22 protein-coding genes and 1 pseudogene are annotated in these 22,443 nt (G+C 52.0%); 10 read left to right on the top strand and 13 right to left on the bottom strand.

Annotated features, from left to right (window positions below; translation table 11 throughout):
• Positions 1 to 148: 148 nt before the first annotated feature.
• Positions 149 to 376 carry a hypothetical protein gene (locus SIB79_RS02110; protein ID WP_196757494.1) on the bottom strand — a complete coding sequence of 76 codons (228 nt, stop codon included), beginning with the start codon at positions 374 to 376 and terminating at the stop codon, positions 149 to 151.
• Between SIB79_RS02110 and rpoD the strand changes: the two genes are divergently transcribed.
• Entirely contained in the window at positions 288 to 1,622 is a 1,335-nt protein-coding gene (gene rpoD, locus SIB79_RS02105; RefSeq protein WP_063403713.1) for an RNA polymerase sigma factor RpoD, read from the top strand. The genes SIB79_RS02110 and rpoD overlap by 89 nt on opposite strands.
• A 554-nt stretch (positions 1,623 to 2,176) precedes the next feature.
• Complete coding sequence (gene hemC, locus SIB79_RS02100) at positions 2,177 to 3,130, top strand: hydroxymethylbilane synthase (RefSeq protein ID WP_063403712.1); 954 nt, start codon at positions 2,177 to 2,179, stop codon at positions 3,128 to 3,130.
• Positions 3,131 to 3,206: 76 nt separating this feature from the next.
• On the opposite strand, the gene SIB79_RS02095 is transcribed toward hemC, so the two are convergent.
• From SIB79_RS02095 to SIB79_RS02085, 3 genes are all read right to left on the bottom strand, one after another.
• The gene (locus SIB79_RS02095; protein WP_413681128.1) at positions 3,207 to 3,809 is read right to left on the bottom strand and encodes a L,D-transpeptidase; all 603 of its coding nucleotides are present in this window, start codon (positions 3,807 to 3,809) and stop codon (positions 3,207 to 3,209) included.
• Positions 3,810 to 3,916: 107 nt separating this feature from the next.
• Entirely contained in the window at positions 3,917 to 4,504 is a 588-nt protein-coding gene (locus SIB79_RS02090; protein WP_011130644.1) for an inorganic diphosphatase, read from the bottom strand.
• A gap of 266 nt (positions 4,505 to 4,770) precedes the next feature.
• Entirely contained in the window at positions 4,771 to 5,229 is a 459-nt protein-coding gene (locus tag SIB79_RS02085; protein ID WP_063403711.1) for a hypothetical protein, read from the bottom strand.
• 181 nt (positions 5,230 to 5,410) lie between these two features.
• Here SIB79_RS02085 and SIB79_RS02080 point away from each other — a divergent pair.
• Positions 5,411 to 5,677: pseudogene (locus SIB79_RS02080) on the top strand (carbamoyl-phosphate synthase); the annotation flags it as partial.
• A gap of 185 nt (positions 5,678 to 5,862) precedes the next feature.
• Here the strand turns inward: SIB79_RS02080 and SIB79_RS02075 are convergent.
• From SIB79_RS02075 to SIB79_RS02065, 3 genes are all read right to left on the bottom strand, one after another.
• The gene (locus SIB79_RS02075; RefSeq protein WP_063403709.1) at positions 5,863 to 6,300 is read right to left on the bottom strand and encodes a hypothetical protein; all 438 of its coding nucleotides are present in this window, start codon (positions 6,298 to 6,300) and stop codon (positions 5,863 to 5,865) included.
• A gap of 194 nt (positions 6,301 to 6,494) precedes the next feature.
• Complete coding sequence (locus SIB79_RS02070) at positions 6,495 to 8,045, bottom strand: carboxypeptidase M32 (RefSeq protein WP_063403708.1); 1,551 nt, start codon at positions 8,043 to 8,045, stop codon at positions 6,495 to 6,497.
• A 93-nt stretch (positions 8,046 to 8,138) separates the two neighbouring features.
• Positions 8,139 to 8,576 carry a thiol-disulfide oxidoreductase DCC family protein gene (locus SIB79_RS02065; RefSeq protein WP_063403707.1) on the bottom strand — a complete coding sequence of 146 codons (438 nt, stop codon included), beginning with the start codon at positions 8,574 to 8,576 and terminating at the stop codon, positions 8,139 to 8,141.
• Positions 8,577 to 8,735: 159 nt separating this feature from the next.
• Here SIB79_RS02065 and SIB79_RS02060 point away from each other — a divergent pair, with 159 nt between their 5' ends.
• From SIB79_RS02060 to SIB79_RS02040, 5 genes are all read left to right on the top strand, one after another.
• The gene (locus SIB79_RS02060) at positions 8,736 to 9,350 is read left to right on the top strand and encodes a secondary thiamine-phosphate synthase enzyme YjbQ (protein ID WP_236072638.1); all 615 of its coding nucleotides are present in this window, start codon (positions 8,736 to 8,738) and stop codon (positions 9,348 to 9,350) included.
• Complete coding sequence (locus SIB79_RS02055; protein WP_063403706.1) at positions 9,343 to 9,711, top strand: hypothetical protein; 369 nt, start codon at positions 9,343 to 9,345, stop codon at positions 9,709 to 9,711. Before SIB79_RS02060 ends, SIB79_RS02055 begins: the two co-directional genes overlap by 8 nt.
• A 236-nt stretch (positions 9,712 to 9,947) precedes the next feature.
• Positions 9,948 to 10,238 carry a 4a-hydroxytetrahydrobiopterin dehydratase gene (locus tag SIB79_RS02050; RefSeq protein ID WP_011825379.1) on the top strand — a complete coding sequence of 97 codons (291 nt, stop codon included), beginning with the start codon at positions 9,948 to 9,950 and terminating at the stop codon, positions 10,236 to 10,238.
• A gap of 90 nt (positions 10,239 to 10,328) precedes the next feature.
• Positions 10,329 to 11,468: a CobW family GTP-binding protein gene (locus SIB79_RS02045; RefSeq protein ID WP_081215659.1), complete on the top strand. Its 1,140-nt coding sequence runs from the start codon at positions 10,329 to 10,331 to the stop codon at positions 11,466 to 11,468.
• A 662-nt stretch (positions 11,469 to 12,130) separates the two neighbouring features.
• Entirely contained in the window at positions 12,131 to 13,732 is a 1,602-nt protein-coding gene (locus SIB79_RS02040; protein WP_063403705.1) for an ABC transporter permease, read from the top strand.
• 600 nt (positions 13,733 to 14,332) lie between these two features.
• Here SIB79_RS02040 and SIB79_RS02035 read toward each other — a convergent pair.
• The 4 genes from SIB79_RS02035 to SIB79_RS02020 all read right to left on the bottom strand — a co-directional run bounded on the left by SIB79_RS02035 (position 14,333) and on the right by SIB79_RS02020 (position 18,747).
• Positions 14,333 to 15,049: a putative 2OG-Fe(II) oxygenase gene (locus SIB79_RS02035; protein ID WP_063403704.1), complete on the bottom strand. Its 717-nt coding sequence runs from the start codon at positions 15,047 to 15,049 to the stop codon at positions 14,333 to 14,335.
• A gap of 643 nt (positions 15,050 to 15,692) precedes the next feature.
• A complete protein-coding gene (locus tag SIB79_RS02030) occupies positions 15,693 to 16,676 on the bottom strand; it encodes a lysylphosphatidylglycerol synthase domain-containing protein (RefSeq protein WP_063403703.1) in 984 nt (327 codons plus the stop codon).
• Entirely contained in the window at positions 16,670 to 17,902 is a 1,233-nt protein-coding gene (locus SIB79_RS02025) for a LarC family nickel insertion protein (RefSeq protein ID WP_063403702.1), read from the bottom strand. Before SIB79_RS02025 ends, SIB79_RS02030 begins: the two co-directional genes overlap by 7 nt.
• Positions 17,903 to 18,069: 167 nt before the next feature.
• Positions 18,070 to 18,747, bottom strand: coding sequence for a hypothetical protein (locus tag SIB79_RS02020; RefSeq protein WP_196757615.1), 678 nt, complete (start codon positions 18,745 to 18,747; stop codon positions 18,070 to 18,072).
• 151 nt (positions 18,748 to 18,898) lie between these two features.
• Between SIB79_RS02020 and SIB79_RS02015 the strand changes: the two genes are divergently transcribed.
• Positions 18,899 to 19,678 carry a tetratricopeptide repeat protein gene (locus SIB79_RS02015; protein WP_413681127.1) on the top strand — a complete coding sequence of 260 codons (780 nt, stop codon included), beginning with the start codon at positions 18,899 to 18,901 and terminating at the stop codon, positions 19,676 to 19,678.
• On the opposite strand, the gene SIB79_RS02010 is transcribed toward SIB79_RS02015, so the two are convergent.
• Positions 19,629 to 19,964 carry a hypothetical protein gene (locus tag SIB79_RS02010; protein WP_236072636.1) on the bottom strand — a complete coding sequence of 112 codons (336 nt, stop codon included), beginning with the start codon at positions 19,962 to 19,964 and terminating at the stop codon, positions 19,629 to 19,631. The genes SIB79_RS02015 and SIB79_RS02010 overlap by 50 nt on opposite strands.
• Before the next feature lie 61 nt (positions 19,965 to 20,025).
• On the opposite strand from SIB79_RS02010, the gene xth reads away from it, so the two are divergent.
• Complete coding sequence (gene xth, locus SIB79_RS02005; protein ID WP_063403699.1) at positions 20,026 to 20,865, top strand: exodeoxyribonuclease III; 840 nt, start codon at positions 20,026 to 20,028, stop codon at positions 20,863 to 20,865.
• A 54-nt stretch (positions 20,866 to 20,919) separates the two neighbouring features.
• Here xth and SIB79_RS02000 read toward each other — a convergent pair whose 3' ends face one another.
• Positions 20,920 to 22,395 carry an FAD-linked oxidase C-terminal domain-containing protein gene (locus SIB79_RS02000; protein WP_011825363.1) on the bottom strand — a complete coding sequence of 492 codons (1,476 nt, stop codon included), beginning with the start codon at positions 22,393 to 22,395 and terminating at the stop codon, positions 20,920 to 20,922.
• Positions 22,396 to 22,443 lie beyond the last annotated feature (48 nt).

Below are 22,443 nucleotides of genomic sequence, written 5' to 3'. Positions count from 1 at the left end.
AGGGAACCCTCTATAAAAGTTCAGTCGGTCTGAGAAAGCCCCTGACAGCCCTGCTTTGGTCCATAAAAACATTCCCTGTTCCTTTCGCTCCAAATCAGAGCATCCCAAGTCTCAACCTGGACAACAGGATCGTCAGGCTACTTCTAGCTCAGATGATCACTTGTTTACGAGGTTCTGATCTGATGCTTTGAGCCGTCGGTGCTGCAGTGGCCACTTTTGCATGGTTTTGCATAAGCCTGGGTTCTGCTCCCTCATTCCCACTTTCCTCTTTCATTCCCTCCCCTGCCATGAGTCCTGCAGCCACCCAAGCAGCAGCTGCAAAGGCCCAGCCAAAAGCCTCTGCAAAGACTGCCAAACCCCAAGTGGCCAAAGGCACGGTTAAAGCCAAAGCCAAGAAAGTCAAGGCAACAGCAGCCAAGGCAAAGACTGCTGCCAAGCCGGTTAGCTCTGCTGCAAAAGCGTCCAGCCCCAAAGCAAAAAAAGCAAAAGCCACCCCTACCCCTACTGTCAGCAAAAACCTTGATTTAACGGCTGACCAACTTCTTGCTACAGCAGCGACAAGCGCCCCTAAGGCCAGCGCTGAAACTGAAAGCAGCCAAGCTGCTGCTAAAGCAACCAGCGAAGCAGACGCGAAGGCCAGAGCTCTAGCCAATATCAAGATCGGTCCTAAAGGCGTCTACACCGAAGATTCCATAAGGGTTTATCTCCAGGAGATCGGCCGTATCCGCCTGCTGCGTCCGGACGAGGAGATTGAACTAGCCCGCAAAATTGCTGACCTCCTGCATCTAGAGGAACTGGCAGAGCAGTTCAATAGTGATCACGGTCACTACCCCAACAACAAGGAATGGGCTTCCCTTGTTGAAATGCCCAACATCAAATTCCGCCGTCGCCTGATGCTGGGGCGCCGAGCCAAGGAAAAGATGGTGCAATCCAACCTGCGGCTGGTTGTTTCGATCGCCAAAAAATACATGAATCGAGGCCTGTCCTTCCAGGATCTAATCCAAGAAGGCAGCCTGGGATTAATTCGTGCTGCCGAAAAATTCGACCACGAGAAAGGGTACAAATTCTCCACCTATGCCACCTGGTGGATCCGTCAAGCCATCACCCGAGCAATTGCGGATCAGAGCCGCACAATCCGTCTTCCTGTTCACCTCTACGAAACAATCTCACGCATCAAAAAAACAACCAAAGTGCTGAGCCAGGAGTTTGGCCGTAAACCAACAGAAGAGGAAATTGCCGAAAGCATGGAAATGACAATCGAAAAACTTCGATTTATCGCAAAAAGTGCTCAACTACCCATCTCCCTCGAGACACCGATTGGCAAAGAGGAAGACTCCAGACTTGGTGATTTCATCGAATCTGATACTGAGAATCCAGAACAAGATGTTGCCAAAAATCTCTTGCGAGAAGATCTAGAAGGTGTTCTCGCAACCCTCAGCCCCCGCGAACGTGATGTTCTGCGTCTGCGCTATGGCCTTGACGATGGCCGCATGAAAACCCTCGAGGAAATTGGACAGATCTTTGAGGTCACACGAGAGCGCATCCGTCAGATTGAAGCCAAAGCCCTACGCAAACTTCGTCACCCGAATCGCAATGGTGTTTTAAAGGAATACATCAAGTAATCAATGTAAAAGTCAATCCAGAAAGGGGGCTTAAGCCCCCTTTCTCAGTGCAGGAGATCAAGAGCTGTCAGCCACTGATATCTTTAATTCCTAATATCAATAAAGCAGAAAAGCTATTTATGCCAAGGCCGCGAAAAAGCAACTCTCAATCTGATCAAAGGCACTCCAAATACTTTAACTACTATGACCATTCATATTAGATATAAAATACCTCCATCCTTCTGACAAAAGCCAAAACCTTTCCATCAAGCTAGCGCCTCCGCATTCAATACAATCAAGCCACTCATTAGGAAAAATTTTATTTTTTAGCATGCAATCTGGAGACAAGTTAAATATATTCCTGATCCCTTTTTCAATAGTTGGGAAGTGATATTTGCTTCCCAAAAGGGAGCTCTTGCATCTCTTGCTGGTCTTGGGATAGGAAATGAACAAGACCTATTGATTGAACAGACAACCGAAAAACCTCCCTTCCCTCAGAGCATTAACGGATTAGCAGCCCATCGCGAAGATCGTGGGGTCGACTGCTTAATCTGGAGGGCTGGAGTTCTGAACACATGGTCCTCACCCAACTGCGCATCGCCTCACGCCGAAGCCAGCTGGCCATGGTGCAAACCAATTGGGTGCAAGCGGAACTGGAGCAAGCACACCCTGGCCTTTCCATCTCGGTAGAAGCGATGGCAACCCAGGGAGACAAAATTCTCGATGTCGCCCTTGCCAAGATCGGCGACAAAGGCCTGTTCACGAAAGAGCTTGAAGCTCAGATGCTGGTAGGGCGTGCTGATATCGCTGTTCATTCCCTCAAAGATCTACCCACCAATCTTCCCGAAGGGCTCATGCTTGGGTGCGTGACTGAGCGAGAAGACCCAGCCGACGCTCTGGTAGTGAATCAAAAGAATGCCGAGCATCAACTCGACACCCTGCCTGAAGGGGCAATCGTTGGCACAAGCTCGCTACGGCGTCTCGCCCAATTACGGCATCACTACCCCCATCTGGTGTTTAAGGATGTGCGAGGCAATGTGATCACCCGCCTTGAAAAACTGGATGCCGGCAACTATGACTGCCTGATCCTTGCAGCAGCAGGTCTGACAAGGCTTGGCTTTGGAGATCGCATTCATCAGTTGATTCCCAGCGAGATCTCCCTGCATGCCGTTGGCCAGGGAGCCCTAGGCATTGAATGCGTGGAGGGTCACCCCGAAGTCCTCGAGGCCATCAAGGCACTGGAACACATACCAACAGCGCAGCGCTGCCTTGCTGAGCGGGCCTTACTAAGAGAACTAGAAGGGGGCTGCCAGGTCCCCATCGGTGTCAATAGCCGCATCGAAGCCAACGAATTACTGCTCACAGGCATGGTTGCCAGCTTAGATGGCAAACGCTTGATACGTGATCAGCAGCGCGGCCCAATTGATCGCTGTGAAGCCATCGGCAAGGAACTCGCTGAAACCCTGAAATCTCAAGGCGCCGGAGAGATCCTTGCGGAGATCTTCGCTGCTGTCAGACCAGAAGCCTGACTCCTCTCAATCTCTATTGAGCCAGCTAGCGAGATCACTCAAGCACTCGTCAGTCTGTTGGCTGCGCTAACAAGGATCAGCGCAGGATTTCCACAGTTGTTCCCACCTCGACGACGTCAAACAACTGACGTACATGCGCATGAAGCATGCGCACACAGCCATTGGTGACGGCAGCTTTTGCATTGACCCAGTAGGGCCATGGGGTGCCATGAATGCCGAATTGGTTCTGACCACTTTGCAGAAAGCCAATCCAGCGATCGCCAAGGGGACTAGCAACCCCAATCGCAGGATTCACTCGCCCAGATTTGGTGCTCTGATATTGCGGATTGATCACTTTGTTCTCCACCTTGAAGACACCTGTAGGAGTAGGCGTACGAGGATCACCAATAGCAACCGGCCAGGGGCCAAGCTTCTCGCCATCGCGGATCACACTGATTTCACGACGACCTAGCAGCAAGACAACTTTCGTACTGATCTCAGGCGATGCAGACACTTCAGAGTTATCCGCTGATTCCTCAGGCGATGCAGACGATTCAGATTTTTCCGCTGAGACTTCAGGCGATACAGATGCTTCAGTGTTTTCCGCTGGGATCTCAGCAGATACTTGAACGATGCCTGGCAAAGCAACAGCTCCCGCCAGGATCAATGAAACAGGCAACAGCGAAAACGGACGGCGCAACAGGCTTGACACGGGCCAGCAAAGACTGATCAGTCTCAAGATAAACAGCGAGCAACAAAACCGTTCAGGCAATGTTCATTCGCTGCCAACGACCATGGCCGCAAGGATCAATCAACCAGTTTTGGATCGATCTCAGCGAGATAACGGGCTTCGCAGGCCTTGATAATCTCGACAGCCTTTTGCACCCCTAAGAAGCCGTTCACCCTGCAGGTACCAGGCTTTTTAAGGTCCTTGTAGTGCTCCCAGTAGTACTGGGTCTCCTTCAGCCATTGCTCTCCGAGCTGTTCAAAGCTGGTGATGTGGTCCATGCGCTTGTCATCAGCCAGCACAGCGATCACTTTGTCGTCGACTTCACCACCATCATCAAAGGTCATGATGCCAATGATCCTTGCCTCAACAATCGAGCCAGGCACCAGCGGCTCTGTGACACTGACGATTTCGATGTCGAGTGGATCACCGTCTTCGTCCCATGTACGAGGAATGCAACCGTAGGCAAAGGGATAAGCCAGGGAGGAGTAGCCGACACGATCAAGCTTGAGGTGGCCTGTTTCCGTGATCAACTCATATTTGTTGATCGTGTTGGAGTTGAGCTCCACGATCGTGTTGAGCCGCAATTCCGATTCATCTGCAAAGGCAGGCAACACATGCAAGAGGTTGGGAGTGCTGCGGCTTGGAGCCTGATCGATGTTGGCCATAAGTAGCGAAGTCGCCAGCGGCGCATCCTACGGGGGCGCCGCGATCAAGCTCATCGCTGCAACGAATCCAAAGTGATTGATTCAATAAAAGATGCTTAACACTATCCAAAACCAAGAGTGAACCAAACCAACAGCTGGCAGAGCAGTTGGTTTGGTTAAAAGAACAAATAAAAAGATTAATGATTAACCATCTAAACATCAATCAATAACTCCTCGTTAAAAGGGAAGCCTTTGGCCAATCTTCTTCTCTGCTTACATGAGACAAGTCAGAAGATTTTAGGCTTAACAGAAGCACCCACATTCCCTTCCACATTAACCTTGCCATCAATATTAACTCTACCTTGCACTTTTAGCGGAGATGAATTTACCACATCCACCGGTGTTCGAATTTCATCCACACTCACACTTCCTTTAATCTCTTCTACCAACACTTGGCCGAGGATCGGCAGAGCCTTATTCGAGTTAATCGTCACGCCATTCTTCACAGCCACATCACCTTTAACAGAGAGTGGCTGTTCGGCGTTGATGTCAACGGTGGGCAGATCAATCTGATCCACTTGCAATCCACCAACGATGCGAATTGGAATCGGCCGGCTGAGCAACTGCAGCGCTGTTGCCGAAAGCATGCCGATCGAAATCAGCAGAGCGAAGGGCCATCTACCGACGATGAACACTTGAAGCCACAACGGCGTGTCTTCTTTTTGAGTGAATGGCTTGCTCTGCATTGGACAAGATCTACTGCCCTATTGATACAAGACCAGCACCTCATGCGCTCATTACCCACCAGCTAAAACTGCGCAACCGAGACACCGATCCTGCTGTTCGTTTTGGCGAAACAGATGTGGGCAGGTCGAAAAGCCACATCTTGCCGTCATGCTGTTGGCAGCATTGAACAGCTCAATCCCAGTGCAGCGTTCGCGTCGCCTCGCCTTATCGCTCACTGGTGCTAAGGCTCTTGCACTAGCCAACACTCCCATCCAGCCTGTTGCTACTCAAGAAGAAGAAGGCAGTGCAGAAGATCTAGGCGTGATGGAGATCAAGCTTAAAGACGCTGTGTGGTTCAACTGGGGTTTCCAAGGAACACTGCAAGGAGCAGGAGCCCCCAATCAAGCAGGCATAGGGGCATTTCTTCCCATTGCTGTTGGTGAGATCAGCGTCTTCTTTATCGATGCCTTCGATGCCTTCGATGCCTTTATTTACAGCACAGCCAGTTGTCGCCAGCTTTGATACAACTAGCTTCCCAAATCTCAAAACTATCTATTGCTATTTCTGTGCAGACGCTGTGAATTAATCAAGTCATAATAGATGCAACTATCTTATGCTACTAACCTAATCATTATAGTAGCGCAAAAGATTCTTTAATCACGGCAATTAAGCACCATCCCTCCAGCCCAACAATTCTTCTCGCCCGGACTGCCCGTATCAGCAACATCAAGCATCTTAAACAATCCAGGCACACATAAAATGCCATCGCCTGTCTCTACCCAGCCAGGCGCACATTTAGAGCCCGGCTGTTCAACAACGATCTCATCTGTTGATACTTGATCATTCGGCACTGGCTGACTGGTTACTGAATTAACTTGCACTCGCTGAATAACTAGAGGATTAGTGGCTGTTGGATTCATGACCACTTGATTATTCTTCAATTGATCACTAGCTACGCCCCTAGCATCAAGCTGACTTTCAGCAACTTGCTTAGTGAGAACATTACCTCCAGGGATTATCCCCATAGTGATAACAATAAACACCAAAAGCATTACTCCAATGGCAGCCAATATGCCGTTAACACCTTTCATTTGCGACGTTCTGCTGTATCAAGCATAACGGGCCCTGGAGAAATCCCAGAAGAAAGAAAATAATTAGTAAGAACATCTAACAGCAAAGAAAGATGCCATTCACCCAATGCCCTTCCCTTCAATGCAATTGATTTGATCTAGTAACGGCAGCAGACGTTTTCAACATAGCGCCAAATCTAGGCCAGGAGTATCTATTAAAGTTCTTGTAGATGCTCAAGCTTGTCTTCTAAGTAATCAAGGAAAGGCTTGCTCGATAAAGGTTTTCCGGTTACATGCTCCACCAATTGCTCAGCATTCATCATCCGGCCAATCGGGTGAACATGTTCTCGCAACCAAGCCAACAGCTGATGCTCATTACCATGAGAAACATGTTCCTCAAGTGGTCCAATCGCCTGCTGCATGGCTTCTGATAGCTGGGCACTAATCAGATGCCCCATCAGATAAGAAGGGAAATAGCCAAATAAACCTTCACTCCAATGCACATCTTGCAGACAGCCCTCGCCATCATTTTCGGGAATCACACCAAGCAAATTGCTATAGCGCTGGTTCCATTGATCAGGTAAACCCTCCACCGGCAAGCCTTCTTCTAGCAGCGCAATTTCAAGATCTGTTCGAATTAAAACATGCAAGCCATAACTGAGTTCATCGGCTTCCACGCGATTCAATCCTGGTGTTAATGGGTTCATCGCCAGCCAAAGCTCATCAGCAGAGCTGAGTGGCGCGCCTACAGAGGCAAAATGAGGCCACCAGCATTCGCAAAAAGCCCTACTGCGAGCAATTCTGTTCTCCCAAAACAGAGACTGACTCTCATGCACCGCCATCGACGTGGCCTGGCCCAACGGCCAGGCAAACCATTGATGACTTTGAGCAGGTAGACCCTGTTCATAGAGGGAGTGTCCCCATTCATGGGCGGTGGCCAAAAAACAAGACAAGGGCTGCCCAGGCACCACTCTTGTCGTAAGTCGAAAATCCTTAGGTCCAAGGGTGATTGAAAACGGATGGGGTGATCGCGCCACGCAAGTGATGCTCAGATCCCGACCCCATCCCTGCAGCAAGCGCTCACAAAGATCCTGCTGAGTGGTGTCAGGCAAATCCCATCCCAATGACACCGCACGAGAACGAGCCCAAGCGCGTGCCTTCTCAACTAAATCAGGCAATCGTTGACGTAATGGAGCAAACAGCTCCTTTAAACGCGCCAAGGTCAGATCCGGCTCAAAAGGTTGGGCCAAACTTTCCCAGCAGCTGCGTTGTTCTGCCAGCTGCTGCGCCTGCTCCTGCCGCAAGCTGATCAGATGCTGCAAAGCCGGCGCGAAGCAGGAAAAATCAGCCGTTGATTTGGCTTGCTGCCATCGGGCATATCCCTTTGCCTTCGCAGTCGCGAGCGCTCCCACCAAAGCAGGATCTAGGCGCTGCTGTCGCCTGAGGTCTTGCTCAAGCAGCTCCAGGTTGCGAGCTCGCTCAACAACTTGGATTGGCTCCAACTCCCCCGCCAAACGAGCTTGCTCAAATTCGGCTCGAACCTCCACCAACAGCCCCTCAAATTGCGAACTGCTTTGACGAGCATGCAATTGCTTGGCCAGAAGGCTGAGTTGCTCACCGCGCCAAGCTGCGCCGGCAACAGGCATGCGAGTGTTCTGATCCCAATAGAGGGTGCTTTGAATCGAGCCCAAAAGCTGGGTCTCGTGCAGATATTCACCAAGTCGTTGCCAAGCCAGCGCAGGCAAGGGCTGGATCCATGACTGCATCAACCTTAAACAGACGAGCGCCCTCAGGCCAAAAGTTCGTCGTTCTTGACTCCCCCTTACCCCTTAAAAGAGAGACAGAAGAGAGGTAAAAAACTAAAACCGCTTCATGCGGCAGCGACATAGCTGATCAAGGGATTCGCGGCCAGTGAGCCGCAGGCGCAATCGAGCCCAGATCTTGTAGACCCCATCCACAACACGAGCAACACCAGGCCAGGCCGTGGGTGCATAGAGCCATCCCCAATCCACCAATTGATAAGCCTCGCGAAAGACCGCGACATCTCGCACGACTTCACCATTGCGACGCAACGCATGCATGCGCCCCATCGCCTGCCGATAACTGATGCCAGCAAAGGCCTCAGGGTCATAGTTAGGGGAATCAATATCAACAAAATCCAAGCGGCCGTGACGATCATGAGCGCGTAAAAAGCTCACTTCACGGCAACAAAAAGGACAAGCCCCGTCAAACAAGAGGGTGAGCTCAGGTTCAACATTGACGGTGATCTCCTGTTCCAGGTGCATTCCTTGCGGCATCAGTCATCAGTCAATGTCATCCAACCACAAAGGAATTCCTCACCATTGCTGGCCATCAAGGCATAGGTCATCCATTGGCGAGTGTTGTCTTTGCCAGCGAAAGGTTTCGAGACAAGCCATCGGGTAGATATTTTTCAGCTGCTTCAGCCCCCGCTGCACATGGAGAGAGGCAGAGCCACTCGCAAGCGCAGCAAGCAAAGCAATGATCGCCAGCAGGCCCTTTCAGCGAAACAGCACGCCCCATTTCTGCCAGCTCAACTATGTAGACCAAACTTAGGCAGCCAGTCACTCCCCCCAACAGCGATGTCTCTTCAGCAAGCGTTACACCAGCTGGAGATCGTCACGACAGGAGAAGGCTTCACAGACCTCACTGCCCAACTCAATCATTGGATTGCCTCCTCGAGAATTAAGCGTGGCGTTCTCCACCTCACGGCATTACACACAAGCTGCAGCCTCACCATCAACGAAAACGCAGACCCACGAGTGCTCACAGATCTCTCGGCTTATCTCAAGGCTCTCGTGCCAGAAGAGGGCTTCCGGCCGATCAACGGCCTAGGCGAGCGGCGTTCCTATCTCCATGACGATGAAGGGCCAGACGATATGCCCGCGCATATCCGCACAGCTCTCACCTGCAGCACTCTTAGCCTCAGCATTGATCAAGGCAGACTGCTACTAGGCATCTGGCAGGCGATTTATCTCTGGGAACATCGCCGGCATGGAAGCCACAGGCGGGTGGCGATCCACGCGATTGGCGAAATGAACAGCCATGAATGATCTGCCTGATGAATTGTTAAAGCGACTTGATCGTTATGCCGCGATGCACGGCATGGATCAAAAACAAGCCATCGAGCATCTACTACGAGGTGCCCTCAATCTCGCCATTCCTGATCTCTCGAAATCCAAAACAGACAAGCCAACTGCTAGCCAAAAAGAAGCAGCACCAAGCAGCACAGCCAACTTATTCGCACGCCGCAATGGTTTCAAACTCAACCAGTTGGTGCAGCAACGCCACAACCCTGATGCCTGGGCTGAAGATGGTGGTACTGAGACCGACGTGGATCTGCTCGTTGATCGTCTCCACGATCTAGCTGAGTCACCAGATCAAGAGCAATCGATGCCAACAGATCCAACATGATCCACACAAATGCACTGCCCAATGTGCATCGTTGATCGATGCTCTGACAAGACAACCCCTCGACAACGCACCACAGCGCTCAATCACTACTGGTTCAAAGAAAAATTGTTTAGCAGTATCCGACCAGCTCGGACATGGGACAACAGCATTGGATTCAACTGCCGCAATCACTCATGGGGGACAACATCAAATCACCCTTCAGCCATTGCATCATTAGAGCAACACAACACAACCTCATGACGGCAACCCTGCTTACTGCTGAACAGCTCTCTTCCGTAGCTGAAAAGCTGCCGGGGTGGACCCTGGCGGATCAACGGCTGCGAAGGCAATGGCGCTTTCGCAACTTTGTGGAAGCCTTCGGTTTTATGACCCGTGTGGCACTGCTAGCTGAAGCCATGAACCATCACCCGGAATGGAGCAACGTCTATGCCACTGTGACGATCGAGTTGACGACCCATGACGTCAACGGACTGAGCGATCGTGATTTGAAGCTCGCCGAAGCAATCAATTTGCTGGAACCGGGCTAATCAAAACTCACTCAGACGAAACTGCTGCCAGCATGGAATCAACGAGCGGCTGTGGTTCCAGCACCCTCCCGCTCCCCTGACGGCAAGCCCATGAACGACGCAATCGCATCCGAAGCAACCACTCAACCTGATCATGGCGAAGCGCTCGAGCAAGACCGATGCGTACCGGTAACAATCCTCACTGGCTTCCTAGGCGCCGGCAAAACCACCCTGCTCAACCACATCCTCAGCAATCAGAAGAGCCTAAAAACCGCCGTATTGGTGAATGAATTCGGTGAGATTGGAATCGACAACGAGTTGATCGTCAGCACCAGCGAGGACATGGTTGAACTCAGCAATGGCTGCATCTGCTGCTCGATCAATGGGGAGCTGCTCGAAGCGGTTGATCGGATTCTCGAACGTCCAGACCCAATCGATTACCTCGTTGTGGAAACCACAGGCCTGGCAGATCCGTTACCCGTTGCCATGACCTTTCTTGGCAGTGAACTGCGAGATCAAACCCGCTTGGATTCGATCATTACCTTGATCGACGCGGAAAACTTTAACGACCAACTCCTGGAAAGCGAAGTCGGCAGAGCCCAGGTGATCTATGGCGACATCCTGCTGCTCAACAAAACAGATCTCGTCGCTGAAGAGCGATTAAAAGAGGTTGAATCCAAGTTGGCAGACCTCAAACAAAATCCCCGCATCCTTCGATCAATCAAAGGAGATGTGCCCTTACCGCTGCTACTAAGCGTGGGCCTGTTTGAAACCGATCGCGTACAACCAGCAGACGTTGCAGAGAGCCACGGTCACAGCGACTGTGATCATGAACACGGACACTCCAGCCATGTCCACGACGACGATCACAGTCATCACAGTCATCACAGTCATCACCACGACGATCACAGTCATCACCACGATGACCACCCTGATCACCTAGCAATCGAAGGCTTCACATCCCTATCCTTCAGCAGCGATGACCCTTTTGCGCTGCGGAAGTTCCAAAATTTCTTAGACAATCAACTTCCTGCAGAAGTCTTTCGTGCCAAAGGGATTCTCTGGTTCAACGAGAGCGAACGCCGCCACATCTTTCATTTAGCCGGCAAGCGCTTCTCCATTGATGACAGCGACTGGCCCGCTGAGCGCAAGAACCAACTGGTGTTGATTGGACGCCAACTCGATCACGACACCCTGCGACGCCAACTTCAGGCCTGCGTAGCCAAGGACGCCGGCAAAGGGTTCAGCTGAATCCAACCAACAGGCAAACAGATCGACAACTTCGCCCACTGCTTGCTACTCAACAGCTGCATCAATGGCAGTTGCTCAACCCGCGCCAGGAGGAGAACCTGAACAACAGCTTGATCAACAGCGCACTCAATTCTGAGGCAATCAAAACGACTGCACACTCGCTGGTTGTGTTTGCTGTGCTGAATTGATACTTCAGTATGAACAAAATCAAGCTTCTGATACCTCCTTATTGAGATCTACCTGGCTAAAGTGTTTCTTCAACGGAGAGGGCCATGCTTGAACTGCTGACCGCCATCACCGCCCTGGCCCTCGTGATGCTGGCCTTTTGGTTATTGGCCGATTCCGATGACGACAACAGCGGCGGCGGACTGATGGAACCCTCACTTGTGCCTATTCCGGTACGCGAGCGACGCCCCTAGAAAACCACCCCTCAATCAACAAGCTGGAAGGGAACTCGAGCACAACAAGAAGCTGCAGGCCAGCTTTCAAAGTCATCGCAGAGCAAAAAGAATGTCGTGACTCACAAAGCTGTTGAACGCAGTTGAGGTCATGCTGAGAAAAGTCTTCACCGCTGCAGAACTCTGCCAATTCCACCCAACTTCACTTGCTCAACATCAAAACCTTCTCCCTGATGGCCTCTAACGGTTGAGATTGATCGCCTGATGACCCAAGACGCCGTCCCCTCAAACTACGGCTCGAACCGCCTGCGCAAACGCCATTGGCAACCAGACCGCCTGCTTCTCAACAGCATGGCCATTCTGCTTGCTGTGCTTGCTCTCTGGCCTCTGATTGGTCTGATCCGTGAAGCACTGCAGGGATTCATCAATGGATCGGCCAGCCTTGGAGTCGATGGCCCACAACAGATTCAAGGGACCTTAACTCTGCTGATCGGGACATCTTTATTGGGTGGCCTACTGGGAACTGCAAACGGCTGGTTATTAGCAAACTGCCGCTTCCCAGGACGTCGAGCCCTACGAGTGGCTCAGCTATTGCCCCTCGCAACACCCGCCTACCTACTCTCGGCCATCCTGATCGACCTTGGCAGTCGCAATGCCATCCGAATTCATGGCATGGGCTGGGGGATTTTGATCATGGCGCTGACAACCTATCCCTACGTTTTTCTCCTCAGCACTGAAAGCTTTTCAATCTGCGGACGCCGCCAACTGGAAGCCTGTCGCAGTCTTGGGGTTGGACCGTGGAACAGTTTTCGACGCATTGCTCTGCCCATGGCTTTGCCAGCGATTGGTGCCGGGATTGCCCTGATGGGCATGGAAGTCGTCAATGAACTCGGGGCTGTAGCACTACTCGCCATCCCAAGCCTGTCAGCTGGCATCGTTGAGACCTGGCAAATGGAAGGCAATCCTGCCGGTGCAATTGGACTAGCAATGATCGCGCTGATCATCGTGATGTCACTGGTGGGGTATGAACGCAGACTGAGACGACGCAGCCGCCGCTGGACAGAGGGTGTCGCTGGTGGCGATTCTCCAGCCTGGCAGCTTCACGGTGTACGCGCTCTGTGCGCTCAGTGCCTAGGCCTCATTCCTCCCACGATCACTTTGGGCGTGCCCCTGCTGTGGGCCATCCTCAATCTCGATCAACTCGAACAAGGGATAGATCCTGATCTAATCCCACTGACAGAACGCAGTCTTGGACTTGGGCTGGCAGCAGCAAGCCTTGCCGTGGTAGCAGGTCTGACCCTTGCAATCGCCAAGCGTTGGTCATCAACTCGCTGGATGGGCAACCTCTCATTTATGGCAGGGATTGGTTATGCCATTCCAGGAGCTGTAATGGCCATTGCGCTGATGCCATTCAACGGTGCTCCATGGAACCTCGCATGGATTCTGCTGCTGCTGTGGGGCTATAGCGATCGCTTCTTGGCAGTTGCAAAAGGAGGACTCGACGCTGCCTTCGAGCGCCTCTCCCCAAACCTGGATGAGGCCGCTACTGGACTTGGCTGTCAATGGCAGGAGGTGCTTCGACGCGTTCATCTGCCTTTGCTGAAAGGTCCACTAGCGGTAGGAGCACTTTTGGTTTTTGTCGACACGGTTAAAGAACTACCTCTCACATTTGTTCTGAGACCCTTTGATTTCGACACCCTTTCTGTACGGCTGTACCAATACGCCGCAGATGAACGCATGGCGGAATCGATCTTGCCAGCACTGATTATCATCGCTCTGGGATTAATCGCTTCGCTGGCATTGGTCCCAGGGCTCGATCAAGGGGAACAAAAAAAGCCTCCTTTAAGCAAAGAACCACTCACTTAGTTTTCAATACTTCAAATGATCTTCAACAAGAGCTTTGGGTCGGATTCAGAAAGGCAGACTTCATTCAAAACCACAGACTCATAACAAGCGAAAATTGCGAAGAGAGACTCGACAGACAAAAAAGTCTCTCCTCCAAAACACTTGCTACAGACAAATCACTTATTTGATACGAGATTAGCAGCATGAGAAGACTAAGGTATTGGCATCTTTTGATTGACTACCAAATCATGGAAAAATACCATAATGTGCTTCTAATACGCCTATTTCTTGGCCTTGCCGCTTTCCTTGCTCTGCGATTAGTCGGGGTTACAGTTGAAATGGATTCGCCAATTTGGTATACAACTAATGCGCCACTTGGCTAAACACACAATCAAGCAAACTCTCTCTTAGGCCTATACATTGAACGTGGCTCAAGTTGCTTCGAGACTATTAATACATGGAGTCTCTGATGCTTACACTTGCTGCTATTGGCCCTGATATCAGGCAACGACTAAGCGTCTTTTCTTTTAGCAAAGTTGCAGGGGATGAGTTCATTCTGTCCAGACGATTGGAGCTGTTCATGACCAAGGTGAAGCATTGATTTTTCAACCACAAAATTAGCTAAAACCCTTTCGCCTCAGCTCTCTGGGATGAAAGGGACACGTTTCGATTGAACTGAGAGGTGGTGGGCTGATCTTGTGGATTGGGCTGATCCTTTGTCTTAGGCAAAGCCAAAACATTAAAAGCCAATGACCAGCGCTCTCCTTCACCTCGAAAAGGCATCACAGAATGAGGTTGCCATGCCGGGAAAACATAAAACTCACCTGGCACTGGCAAAACATAGTGCGCCATTCCCGTGCGAAAACTTTGGATGTGCCATTCCTCAGGGCCATGAAAACAAAGCTGACCATCAAAACTCTCTGACCTGATTTGAGATGGCACTTGCAGGAATGCAACACCCGAAAAACTTCCACCATGGGTATGGGTCGGGTTGTAATCACCAGCACGTTGGCTGTTCAACCAAACATCCACCATCTGCAGCCGATAGCGGCCTGGTGTCCATGGGCCACGTCCTTGCAGAGGTTGCCGATCAATCACATGACGAATCCAACGTTCACAACCAGGCAAGACAGCTTGATTGCAAAAATTCTGAACTTCTAGTTGCTTGAGAGCAAGCTCTCTTTGTTGGTTGAGTTGCCCAGCCAGCTTCGCCGATGCATCAGGGCTGTTTTCTGGATTCGCGAGCACCTGAGCCGCAAGACTCTGCAGGCTGCTGAGCACTGAGGGTTCAAGCTCCCCCTTGAGGATGGACCTTGGGAAAAGGTCAAGAACATCCATGGTCAGTTTCTTTGCTAGCAACAGTGTGATGCATGCGATACACATTTATGTTCACAATGAACCGGTGCTTAGCGAAATTTACGAGCATAAGAAGATTTCAGAGAACTTCTTGCGGTGCAAACTAATACAAGTAAATTAAAAATTTTCACCAGAAGCGATGATGAGCAAAGTGTAAAAGCCACTGCATGAAAGAGAATTAGCAAGTTGCTATTCTTTGAGCTCAAAGGGAAATTTTTAGCTCAGAAGCCTCTCTTCTCAGGCTTTAGCCTCCAGCCATGATTTCATAGATTGACAGTCATCAAGCGAAATTCTACCCCTAGAATGCCCCAAGAAACCAGAGCCTCTCCAACACTCTCTAAGGCAAGGCTCAAGCAACTTCGCAACAAGAAGTGCCATTGATTCCGATAATTGACTCAGCCTTTTCAGCCATGCAGAAAGGCTAAAGACCAAACCATGTCGAGCAACAAGGCAGCCCGATTGGTCTCGACTCAACAACACAGAGAATGTGCTACTTAGAGTCGCAAGATTTATTAATTCTGCACCCAATCTTAACTCGTTAATACGGGTTTCAGTCTTTTATAGACAATTTAATTTTTGAAAGCTGAGACATCTCATCACCTCATTTCATTCGCCGTCTGCCTCGCTAATGCACCTTCTGTCGCTTCAATAACGCACGATCCCCAGCAACCGCAGCAGCGGCAAGCCCATCGGCAATCGTTGCGATCACCCTGTAGCAGAGCACCACCGCTAACAAGTGAGCTTCCGGTACCTCAGAGCCCACTCGCAACAAAAGAGTGGCTTCAAAAACCCCTAGCCCTCCAGGCGCTGCAGGAACGACCAAGCCCACAGTCCAAGCCAAGGCAAACGCTGCCAACCATTCCCCCATCGACAAGCTGGTGCTCAGCGAAAACGCCATCACACAACACCAAAATCCAGCAAAGCGAAACGCCACGAAGAGCATCTCCATCACCAGCGAACCCCAGGGGTAGTCGTCTCGTCCACTGCCCAATGATTCTGCTGAGACACCACCAACCAGACCCGCATCAACCCGATCGAGCTGCTTGGCTTTGGCACGTTCTAAGCGTCTGAGCAGGGGCTCTCTCCAGCGAGGTATCAACAACATTGCTGGCAAGCAACAGGCCATCGCAAGGCCTGACTGCCAACCTCCGAAGGGAACCCAAAGCAGGGCCGCTACGGCCATGAGCAAGGGCTCGAGCAACACAGAAGCCAATGCAGGCCCGGCCCCCAAATGGGGCCTTAACACCCGCATTCGCTCAACCAAATGCCAGATCCCGCCAGGCAGATACTTGAGCAGATTGCTACTCAGGAAAAGGGGAATCAGTGATATTTGCCTGGGTCGATGGCCCAACCAACCCACCAACACTCGCCAAGCGAGTGCATTCACAACGAGGCTCGACCAGCTGATGCCCACGCCAAGCACCAGCCACCAGCAGGCCAGGCCACTCAGGGAAAGCTGACGCAACTGTGCCCCATGGCTGACCAATGCCACCGCCACAAAGGCAAGACTTGCGAGCGTGATCAAGAGTCGAAACCCACCCTGGAGAGCCACCTTGCCCAGCCAAAACCTCAACCCCCGTCCATGGCGAATCAAGCCTGAGATCACCATGTCCAATCCTCATCTGCAACAAAATCCTCCGAAGCCAACAACACTTCACGGCGTAACTGCTCCAGAGAATGGCCCGTCTCAACACTGAGGCGAAGGAGATCGTCATGCTCCGGCTTGACAGTGAGGATCCCTTGAGGTCGCCGTACCTGCTTGACACGCACTGAGCCCCATGGCGTGGGACAGGATCCCCCACGACGAGGCAGCAACCACCGCCCATGAGAGTGCTCCCGCAACCCCAGAGTCGTTCCCTGAGAGAACCAAACCACTCGCAACCCAGGAGCCTGTTCAGCAGTCACCAATGCCTTCACACTGACCCCCTGGCGACCTTTTTTCATCTGCACTTGCTCAGAAACAACATCCAACGCTCCGGCATCCCTCAACTGATCACTGAAAACGGCAACGTCCTCAGGTGTGGCGTCATCAATCCAGGCTTCCTGCACAACCACCGGCTGCCATCTCAAACCAGCCATCTCTTCTTCAGATCGCTCTCTTGCGAAACCATCGAGCTCACAGATGCGCAGGATGTTTGGGCGATCAAGGGTGCGGTGTCCCAAACCCACGCCAATCGCGTTGATTCTTAGCGAGGGAGGCTGACCAAAGCGCTCTGCCAGCACAGCCATCAAGGCAAGCCCCGTCGGTGTGGTGAGCTCACAAGCCGGGAGGTCATCACCAACCTCGAGGCAGATTTGATGTCTTCGGGCTAGTTCCAAAACGGCCGGGACCGGAACCGGCAAGAAGCCATGAGCTGTTGCCGTCTTGCCTCGCCCCGCCGGAGGTACGGCGCAGACAATCTGTTCGGGAGCCAAGTGCTCAACAGCCGCACAAACGCCCACCACATCAACCAAAGCATCGATCATGCCCACTTCATGAAAATGCACCTGCTCGATGGGGTGACCATGAACCGCAGCCTCTGCTTCCGCCAAAGCTTTGAACACCGTCAACACCCTGGCGCGCAAAGGTTCTGACCAATCAGCCTCCATGATCAGCGCTCTGATGTCATGCCAAAGCCGATGAGGAGGCTCCAAGTCGAGCCCTTCAACGGATAACCTCAGGCCCCTCAAGCCAGCGCTGCGGTCCTCTGCGACCGTAAGGGCATAACCCTGCTCAAGGCCAAGTCCTGCAAGGGGAGCCTCAATCACGGCCCGAGGCACACCCAGATCCAAAAATGCGGCCAGGAGCATGTCACCAGCCAGACCAGTTGGGCAGTCAACAAACAGGGCCGTCATTGCCCCTGGGGGAGTCCCTTGGGAAACTGACCAAACCAAACATGAACAGAGCGCCAATACAGCTTGTCGACAGCCAAACCAATAGCAATCACGACGCCTAGATAGACAGCCAATGCAGCGAAGGATCTAACACCAAAGCTTAAGCAGAAAGGTTGGATCAACGACATTCAGTTATTGGGCTGGCTACCGCGTCCATCCCTTCGAACCAGGGAACCTCTTCCACCTCGCCCCTTGCCACCGCGAGTAGGCATCGGCCCCATCACTTCATAGTCTTCAAGGTGAAGCTGCTGCCCACGACGTCGCACCTCCAAACTCACAAAATGACGCAGGTTACTGAGGGGCACATCCCCTTTTAATTGCAATTTGAACGGCAATGGTCTACTGCCATCAGCCCTAGGCTTCTGGCGAACCTTCAAAACCAGGTCACCGGTTTCAGGCCTGGTATAAATCAATTCACCACGAATAGAAAAGTAGTCGTCCCCTTGAGGAAGCTGATCTTCAAGTTCCAAGCTGGAATCACTCGAACACTCTGAATCACTTTCATCAAGCAAGGTTTGTTTCAGGGTGCTGGGCTCCCAGATTCCAGAGATCTGTAGATGGAGATGATCCGCTTCGCGGCAGCGTGGATAGACGACCCATAGATGAGGTTGATCCATTGCTAGATGACGACGCATCAAGGTGAGCACCCGGCCTAGGACAACAGCCTCAATCTCAACCCCTTCAGAATCCACCAGGAAACCTCGAGTGAACTGCTCAGAATCTTGAGGCCGATAAGTGCCTCTTACGACACCGATGGCCCTGTACTGCAACGGCTCAGTGGCCGCAGGAATCGGATGGTCGCGCATCGAAAAAAAGGGCATCCACTGGCCCAATTGGAAATCTAGCCAGCATTCGTGAACCGTCCCAGACTGACCAGGTAATTTTCTGCTCGCTGAAGTGCTTAAGCCCGAAAGGATTTTGCCCTCCCGCGGGATGATCCTTCTGATCACTGGGCTCATGACCGCCTCAGCACTGGCCTGGTTTGGAGCGCAATTGATCGCACCTGAGTCAAGAGCTCTAGGCAATCGGGAGATCCTCAATCGGCAGGTGAAAGATCTGCTAGATCAACAAAATAATGGTGATCTGAACACAGAAGAACAGCAGAAGCTGCTGGAGCGATTGCTGGTCCTAGGTCGCAACGAGGAAGCAATGACCCAAATTGAACTGCTAATGGCCAGGCAGCCAAAAACCTGGTTATGGAAGTTGATGCTCGCGGAACTCAAGCGCGAACAGGGAGATCGCGATGGAGCCCGGAAGGACATCAACCAGCTAATGACCATCCAGCCTCACAACCTCGAGGTCCTGCAACTAAAGATCTTGCTTGACCTAGAGGCCGGGAGAGAAAAAGCCGCCGTTGCTGAACTCAAAAAGAGATTTGAGTCCAAAACGAAAGGCAAGCGCATACCCATAGGGCTTCTCCTGGCAGATTTGCAGCGCCAGACAGGACAAACCAAGGCTGCCGCTGAGCTCTATCGCGTTCTATCGAATGAATCACCAACAGATGCACGTCCCTTGCTCGCTCTTGCTCTCATGCGGCAGGAGCAAGGCCAAGACCAGCAAGCACAAACTCTGCTTCAAGAAGCTAGAGAACGCCGCAAAAAACCAGGCGAAGCCGATCCCCTGATTGATGGCCTGGCGAGTCAGTGGAGGCTTAACTCAATCCGCACAAAAGGTTCAAACAGTGTCCTCAGGGCTGAGTCGCCGAAGCCTCAGAACTCTCCAATTCCAGGGCCTTGAGGGCTGCATCGATTGCATCAGAAGGAACTGTGGCATCGTCCATTGCTGTGGACCTTCGCAAACGATTCATAAGGTCCATCGGATTGGTGGCATCGAGAATTGTTCCTTTGTCGTTGTTCCCCGGAACGGTGTTGTAAAGATCACGCTCCTGAGGTGTCTGATAGTCACCTGAAAGCTGTGCTTCAGCACGATCGACAACTGTTGTCAGGCTGAGCAAGGCAATTGGCAGTGCAGCCAAGCCAAGCTTGCGCAAGGTATGAAGACCTAAGGGGGCTCTGTTGATCAATGACGCATCCCCAAGTTAAGTAAGGCTAATGCTAATTGTCATGGTCAGATTTCCATGACCTGTGCAGATCGCTACCTGGAACGTCAACTCAATTCGCACCCGCCTCGATCAGGTGCAAGCTTGGCTACAGGATGCCCAACCCGATCTGCTTTGCCTCCAGGAGACCAAAGTGGATGATCCGCTGTTCCCTCACGAGGTCTTTGAAGCTCAGGGCTATCAAGTGCACTTTCACGGACAGAAGGCCTATAACGGCGTTGCAATCGTTAGCCGCCAACCTCTCGAAGATGTGCGCCGGGGCTTCACTGGTGAGCTCCCAGAGGATGCCGAAGCCTTGCAACTGGGAGAGCAAAAGCGCGTCATCAGCGCGCTCGTTAACAACATTCGTATCGTCAATGTCTACGTTCCCAACGGTTCCGCTCTGAAATCAGAGAAATATCCCTACAAACTCGAATGGCTGAGCTGCCTAAACCGCTATCTGAGTGCACAAGCGAAACGGGATGAACCCCTCTGCCTCGTTGGGGATTTCAATATCGCATTGGAAGCAAGAGACATTCATCATCCCGAACGACTAACGGGAGGGATTATGGCTAGCGAGCTTGAAAGAGAGGCTCTTCTAAAGGTTTTAGGAGACCGGCTCCACGACGTGTTCCGCGTGTTCGAACCAGATGCCAACCATTGGAGCTGGTGGGACTATCGAAGTGGTGCCTGGGACCGTGATCAGGGTTGGCGTATTGATCACATCTACCTATGCGATGAGCTTCTCAGTCAGGCCAGAAGCTGTGTGATTCACAAGCATCTAAGGGGCCATGAAAAGCCTAGTGATCATGCCCCGGTAACCGTAGATCTCAACTGGCCTCCAACTGATGACGATGAGGAGATGTCGGAACTGTTCAGCAATTGAAGGACATGGCTATTTAAGGCAATAGTCGCAGTCAAGGATTCACCTCCGGAGCAGTCAAAATGCCTTGGCTTCTGAAGGCATCTCAAGACCTTCTGAAGTCAAGATGACCTGGCGCCGAGCAGACTCACCACAGCTTTTTGGAGTGGGGAAAATTTTGTCAGGATTGGCCCGTCCATCTGGATCGAAGGCTCTTCGTAGCAGTTTCATTGTGGACAGATCATCCGCTGCAAACATCCAATCGAGATAACAGCGCTTATCAGCCCCAACCCCATGTTCACCAGTGATGCTGCCGCCAACATCAAGACACTCACGCAGAATGGCTGACCCCAGATCCCGAACACGAGACTCCACATCAGGCGTGTCTGCGTTGTAGAGAATTAAAGGATGCAAATTGCCATCGCCAGCATGAAAAACATTGGCCACCGGCAACTCATACTCTCGACTAAGCCTCTCTATTGCCGTCAGCACCCTCGGCAAAGTGCTGCGTGGCACGACACCGTCCTGCACGTAATAGGTGGGTGAAATCTGCCCAACCGCAGCAAATGCTGACTTGCGTCCCTTCCAAAGCAAGGCACGGTCAGCAGCCTCTTCTGCACGACGAATGGTCCTCGCTCCTGCCTTGCTACAAAGTCCACTGGCCTGGTCTGCGGCCACAGTGACTTCCGCCGACTGACCATCGAGCTCAATCAGCAGCACAGCCGCGGCATCACGAGGGTATTCGTCGAAGCCAAACAGATCATTGACTGCATTAATCATGAAGTTGTCCATGATCTCCATACCCGCAGGTAAAACTCCGGCGGCTGTGACCTGGCAGACCGCCTCGCCAGCAGACTCCATGGTGGGGAAATCTGCGAGCAGCACAGTCACATGTTGCGGCGCCCGCAAGAGCCGCAGAGTGATCGCTGTGGCGATCCCCAGGGTGCCTTCGCTGCCAATAAATGCCCCACGCAGGTCGAGCTCCGCATGCTCCGACAATCCACCACCGAGGAGGGTCACCGTGCCATCAGCAAGCACTACTTCAAGCCCCAGAACATGATTACTGGTGACGCCATATTTGAGACAGTGCACACCACCTGAGTTCTCGGCCACATTGCCGCCGATGCTGCACACCACCTGACTGGAAGGATCAGGGGCGTAATAAAACCCTTCGCCAGCGACCGCCCGAGTCACCCAACTATTGATCACTCCTGGCTGCACCGTAATGGTGTGGTTATCAAGGTCCATCGAAAGGATCCTGCGCATGCGACTGGTCACCACCAACAGCGCCTCTTGCTCCACTAATGCACCTCCCGAGAGCCCCGTACCACTACCCCTAGCGACAAAAGGGATGCCATGGCGATGACAACAAGCCAAGATCTGAGATACCTCCTCAGTGGTCTCGGGCAACACTGCCAAAGGAGGACAATGACGATCGATGGTTAACCCGTCACAGTCGTAAACGAGCAACTCTTGCCGCTTGGAGACCACCGACTTCTTCGGCAAAAATCGCCTTAAGTCCCTGTCTAGAGCAGTCCAGTCGTGGGACACCATGCCCGCGCATCTATCCAATAACCTAGGCAGCAAAACCAGAAGTAAACG

It is taken from the genome of Prochlorococcus sp. MIT 1342 (genome assembly GCF_047304495.1).
Classification (GTDB): domain Bacteria; phylum Cyanobacteriota; class Cyanobacteriia; order PCC-6307; family Cyanobiaceae; genus Prochlorococcus; species Prochlorococcus marinus_D.
This window is presented reverse-complemented; position numbering and strand designations above follow the sequence as displayed.

Bases quoted from the DNA above. Each gene is read 5' to 3' on its own strand.
- rpoD (WP_063403713.1), top strand. From the start codon at position 288: ATGAGTCCTGCAGCCACCCAAGCAGCAGCTGCAAAGGCCCAGCCAAAA.
- hemC (WP_063403712.1), top strand. From the start codon at position 2,177: ATGGTCCTCACCCAACTGCGCATCGCCTCACGCCGAAGCCAGCTGGCC.
- SIB79_RS02090 (WP_011130644.1), bottom strand. From the start codon at position 4,504: ATGGCCAACATCGATCAGGCTCCAAGCCGCAGCACTCCCAACCTCTTG.
- SIB79_RS02085 (WP_063403711.1), bottom strand. From the start codon at position 5,229: ATGCAGAGCAAGCCATTCACTCAAAAAGAAGACACGCCGTTGTGGCTT.
- SIB79_RS02075 (WP_063403709.1), bottom strand. From the start codon at position 6,300: ATGAAAGGTGTTAACGGCATATTGGCTGCCATTGGAGTAATGCTTTTG.
- SIB79_RS02070 (WP_063403708.1), bottom strand. From the start codon at position 8,045: ATGCAGTCATGGATCCAGCCCTTGCCTGCGCTGGCTTGGCAACGACTT.
- SIB79_RS02065 (WP_063403707.1), bottom strand. From the start codon at position 8,576: ATGCCGCAAGGAATGCACCTGGAACAGGAGATCACCGTCAATGTTGAA.
- SIB79_RS02060 (WP_236072638.1), top strand. From the start codon at position 8,736: ATGGAGAGAGGCAGAGCCACTCGCAAGCGCAGCAAGCAAAGCAATGAT.
- SIB79_RS02055 (WP_063403706.1), top strand. From the start codon at position 9,343: ATGAATGATCTGCCTGATGAATTGTTAAAGCGACTTGATCGTTATGCC.
- SIB79_RS02050 (WP_011825379.1), top strand. From the start codon at position 9,948: ATGACGGCAACCCTGCTTACTGCTGAACAGCTCTCTTCCGTAGCTGAA.
- SIB79_RS02045 (WP_081215659.1), top strand. From the start codon at position 10,329: ATGAACGACGCAATCGCATCCGAAGCAACCACTCAACCTGATCATGGC.
- SIB79_RS02040 (WP_063403705.1), top strand. From the start codon at position 12,131: ATGACCCAAGACGCCGTCCCCTCAAACTACGGCTCGAACCGCCTGCGC.
- SIB79_RS02035 (WP_063403704.1), bottom strand. From the start codon at position 15,049: ATGGATGTTCTTGACCTTTTCCCAAGGTCCATCCTCAAGGGGGAGCTT.
- SIB79_RS02030 (WP_063403703.1), bottom strand. From the start codon at position 16,676: ATGGTGATCTCAGGCTTGATTCGCCATGGACGGGGGTTGAGGTTTTGG.
- SIB79_RS02025 (WP_063403702.1), bottom strand. From the start codon at position 17,902: ATGACGGCCCTGTTTGTTGACTGCCCAACTGGTCTGGCTGGTGACATG.
- SIB79_RS02020 (WP_196757615.1), bottom strand. From the start codon at position 18,747: ATGCGCGACCATCCGATTCCTGCGGCCACTGAGCCGTTGCAGTACAGG.
- SIB79_RS02015 (WP_413681127.1), top strand. From the start codon at position 18,899: ATGACCGCCTCAGCACTGGCCTGGTTTGGAGCGCAATTGATCGCACCT.
- SIB79_RS02000 (WP_011825363.1), bottom strand. From the start codon at position 22,395: ATGGTGTCCCACGACTGGACTGCTCTAGACAGGGACTTAAGGCGATTT.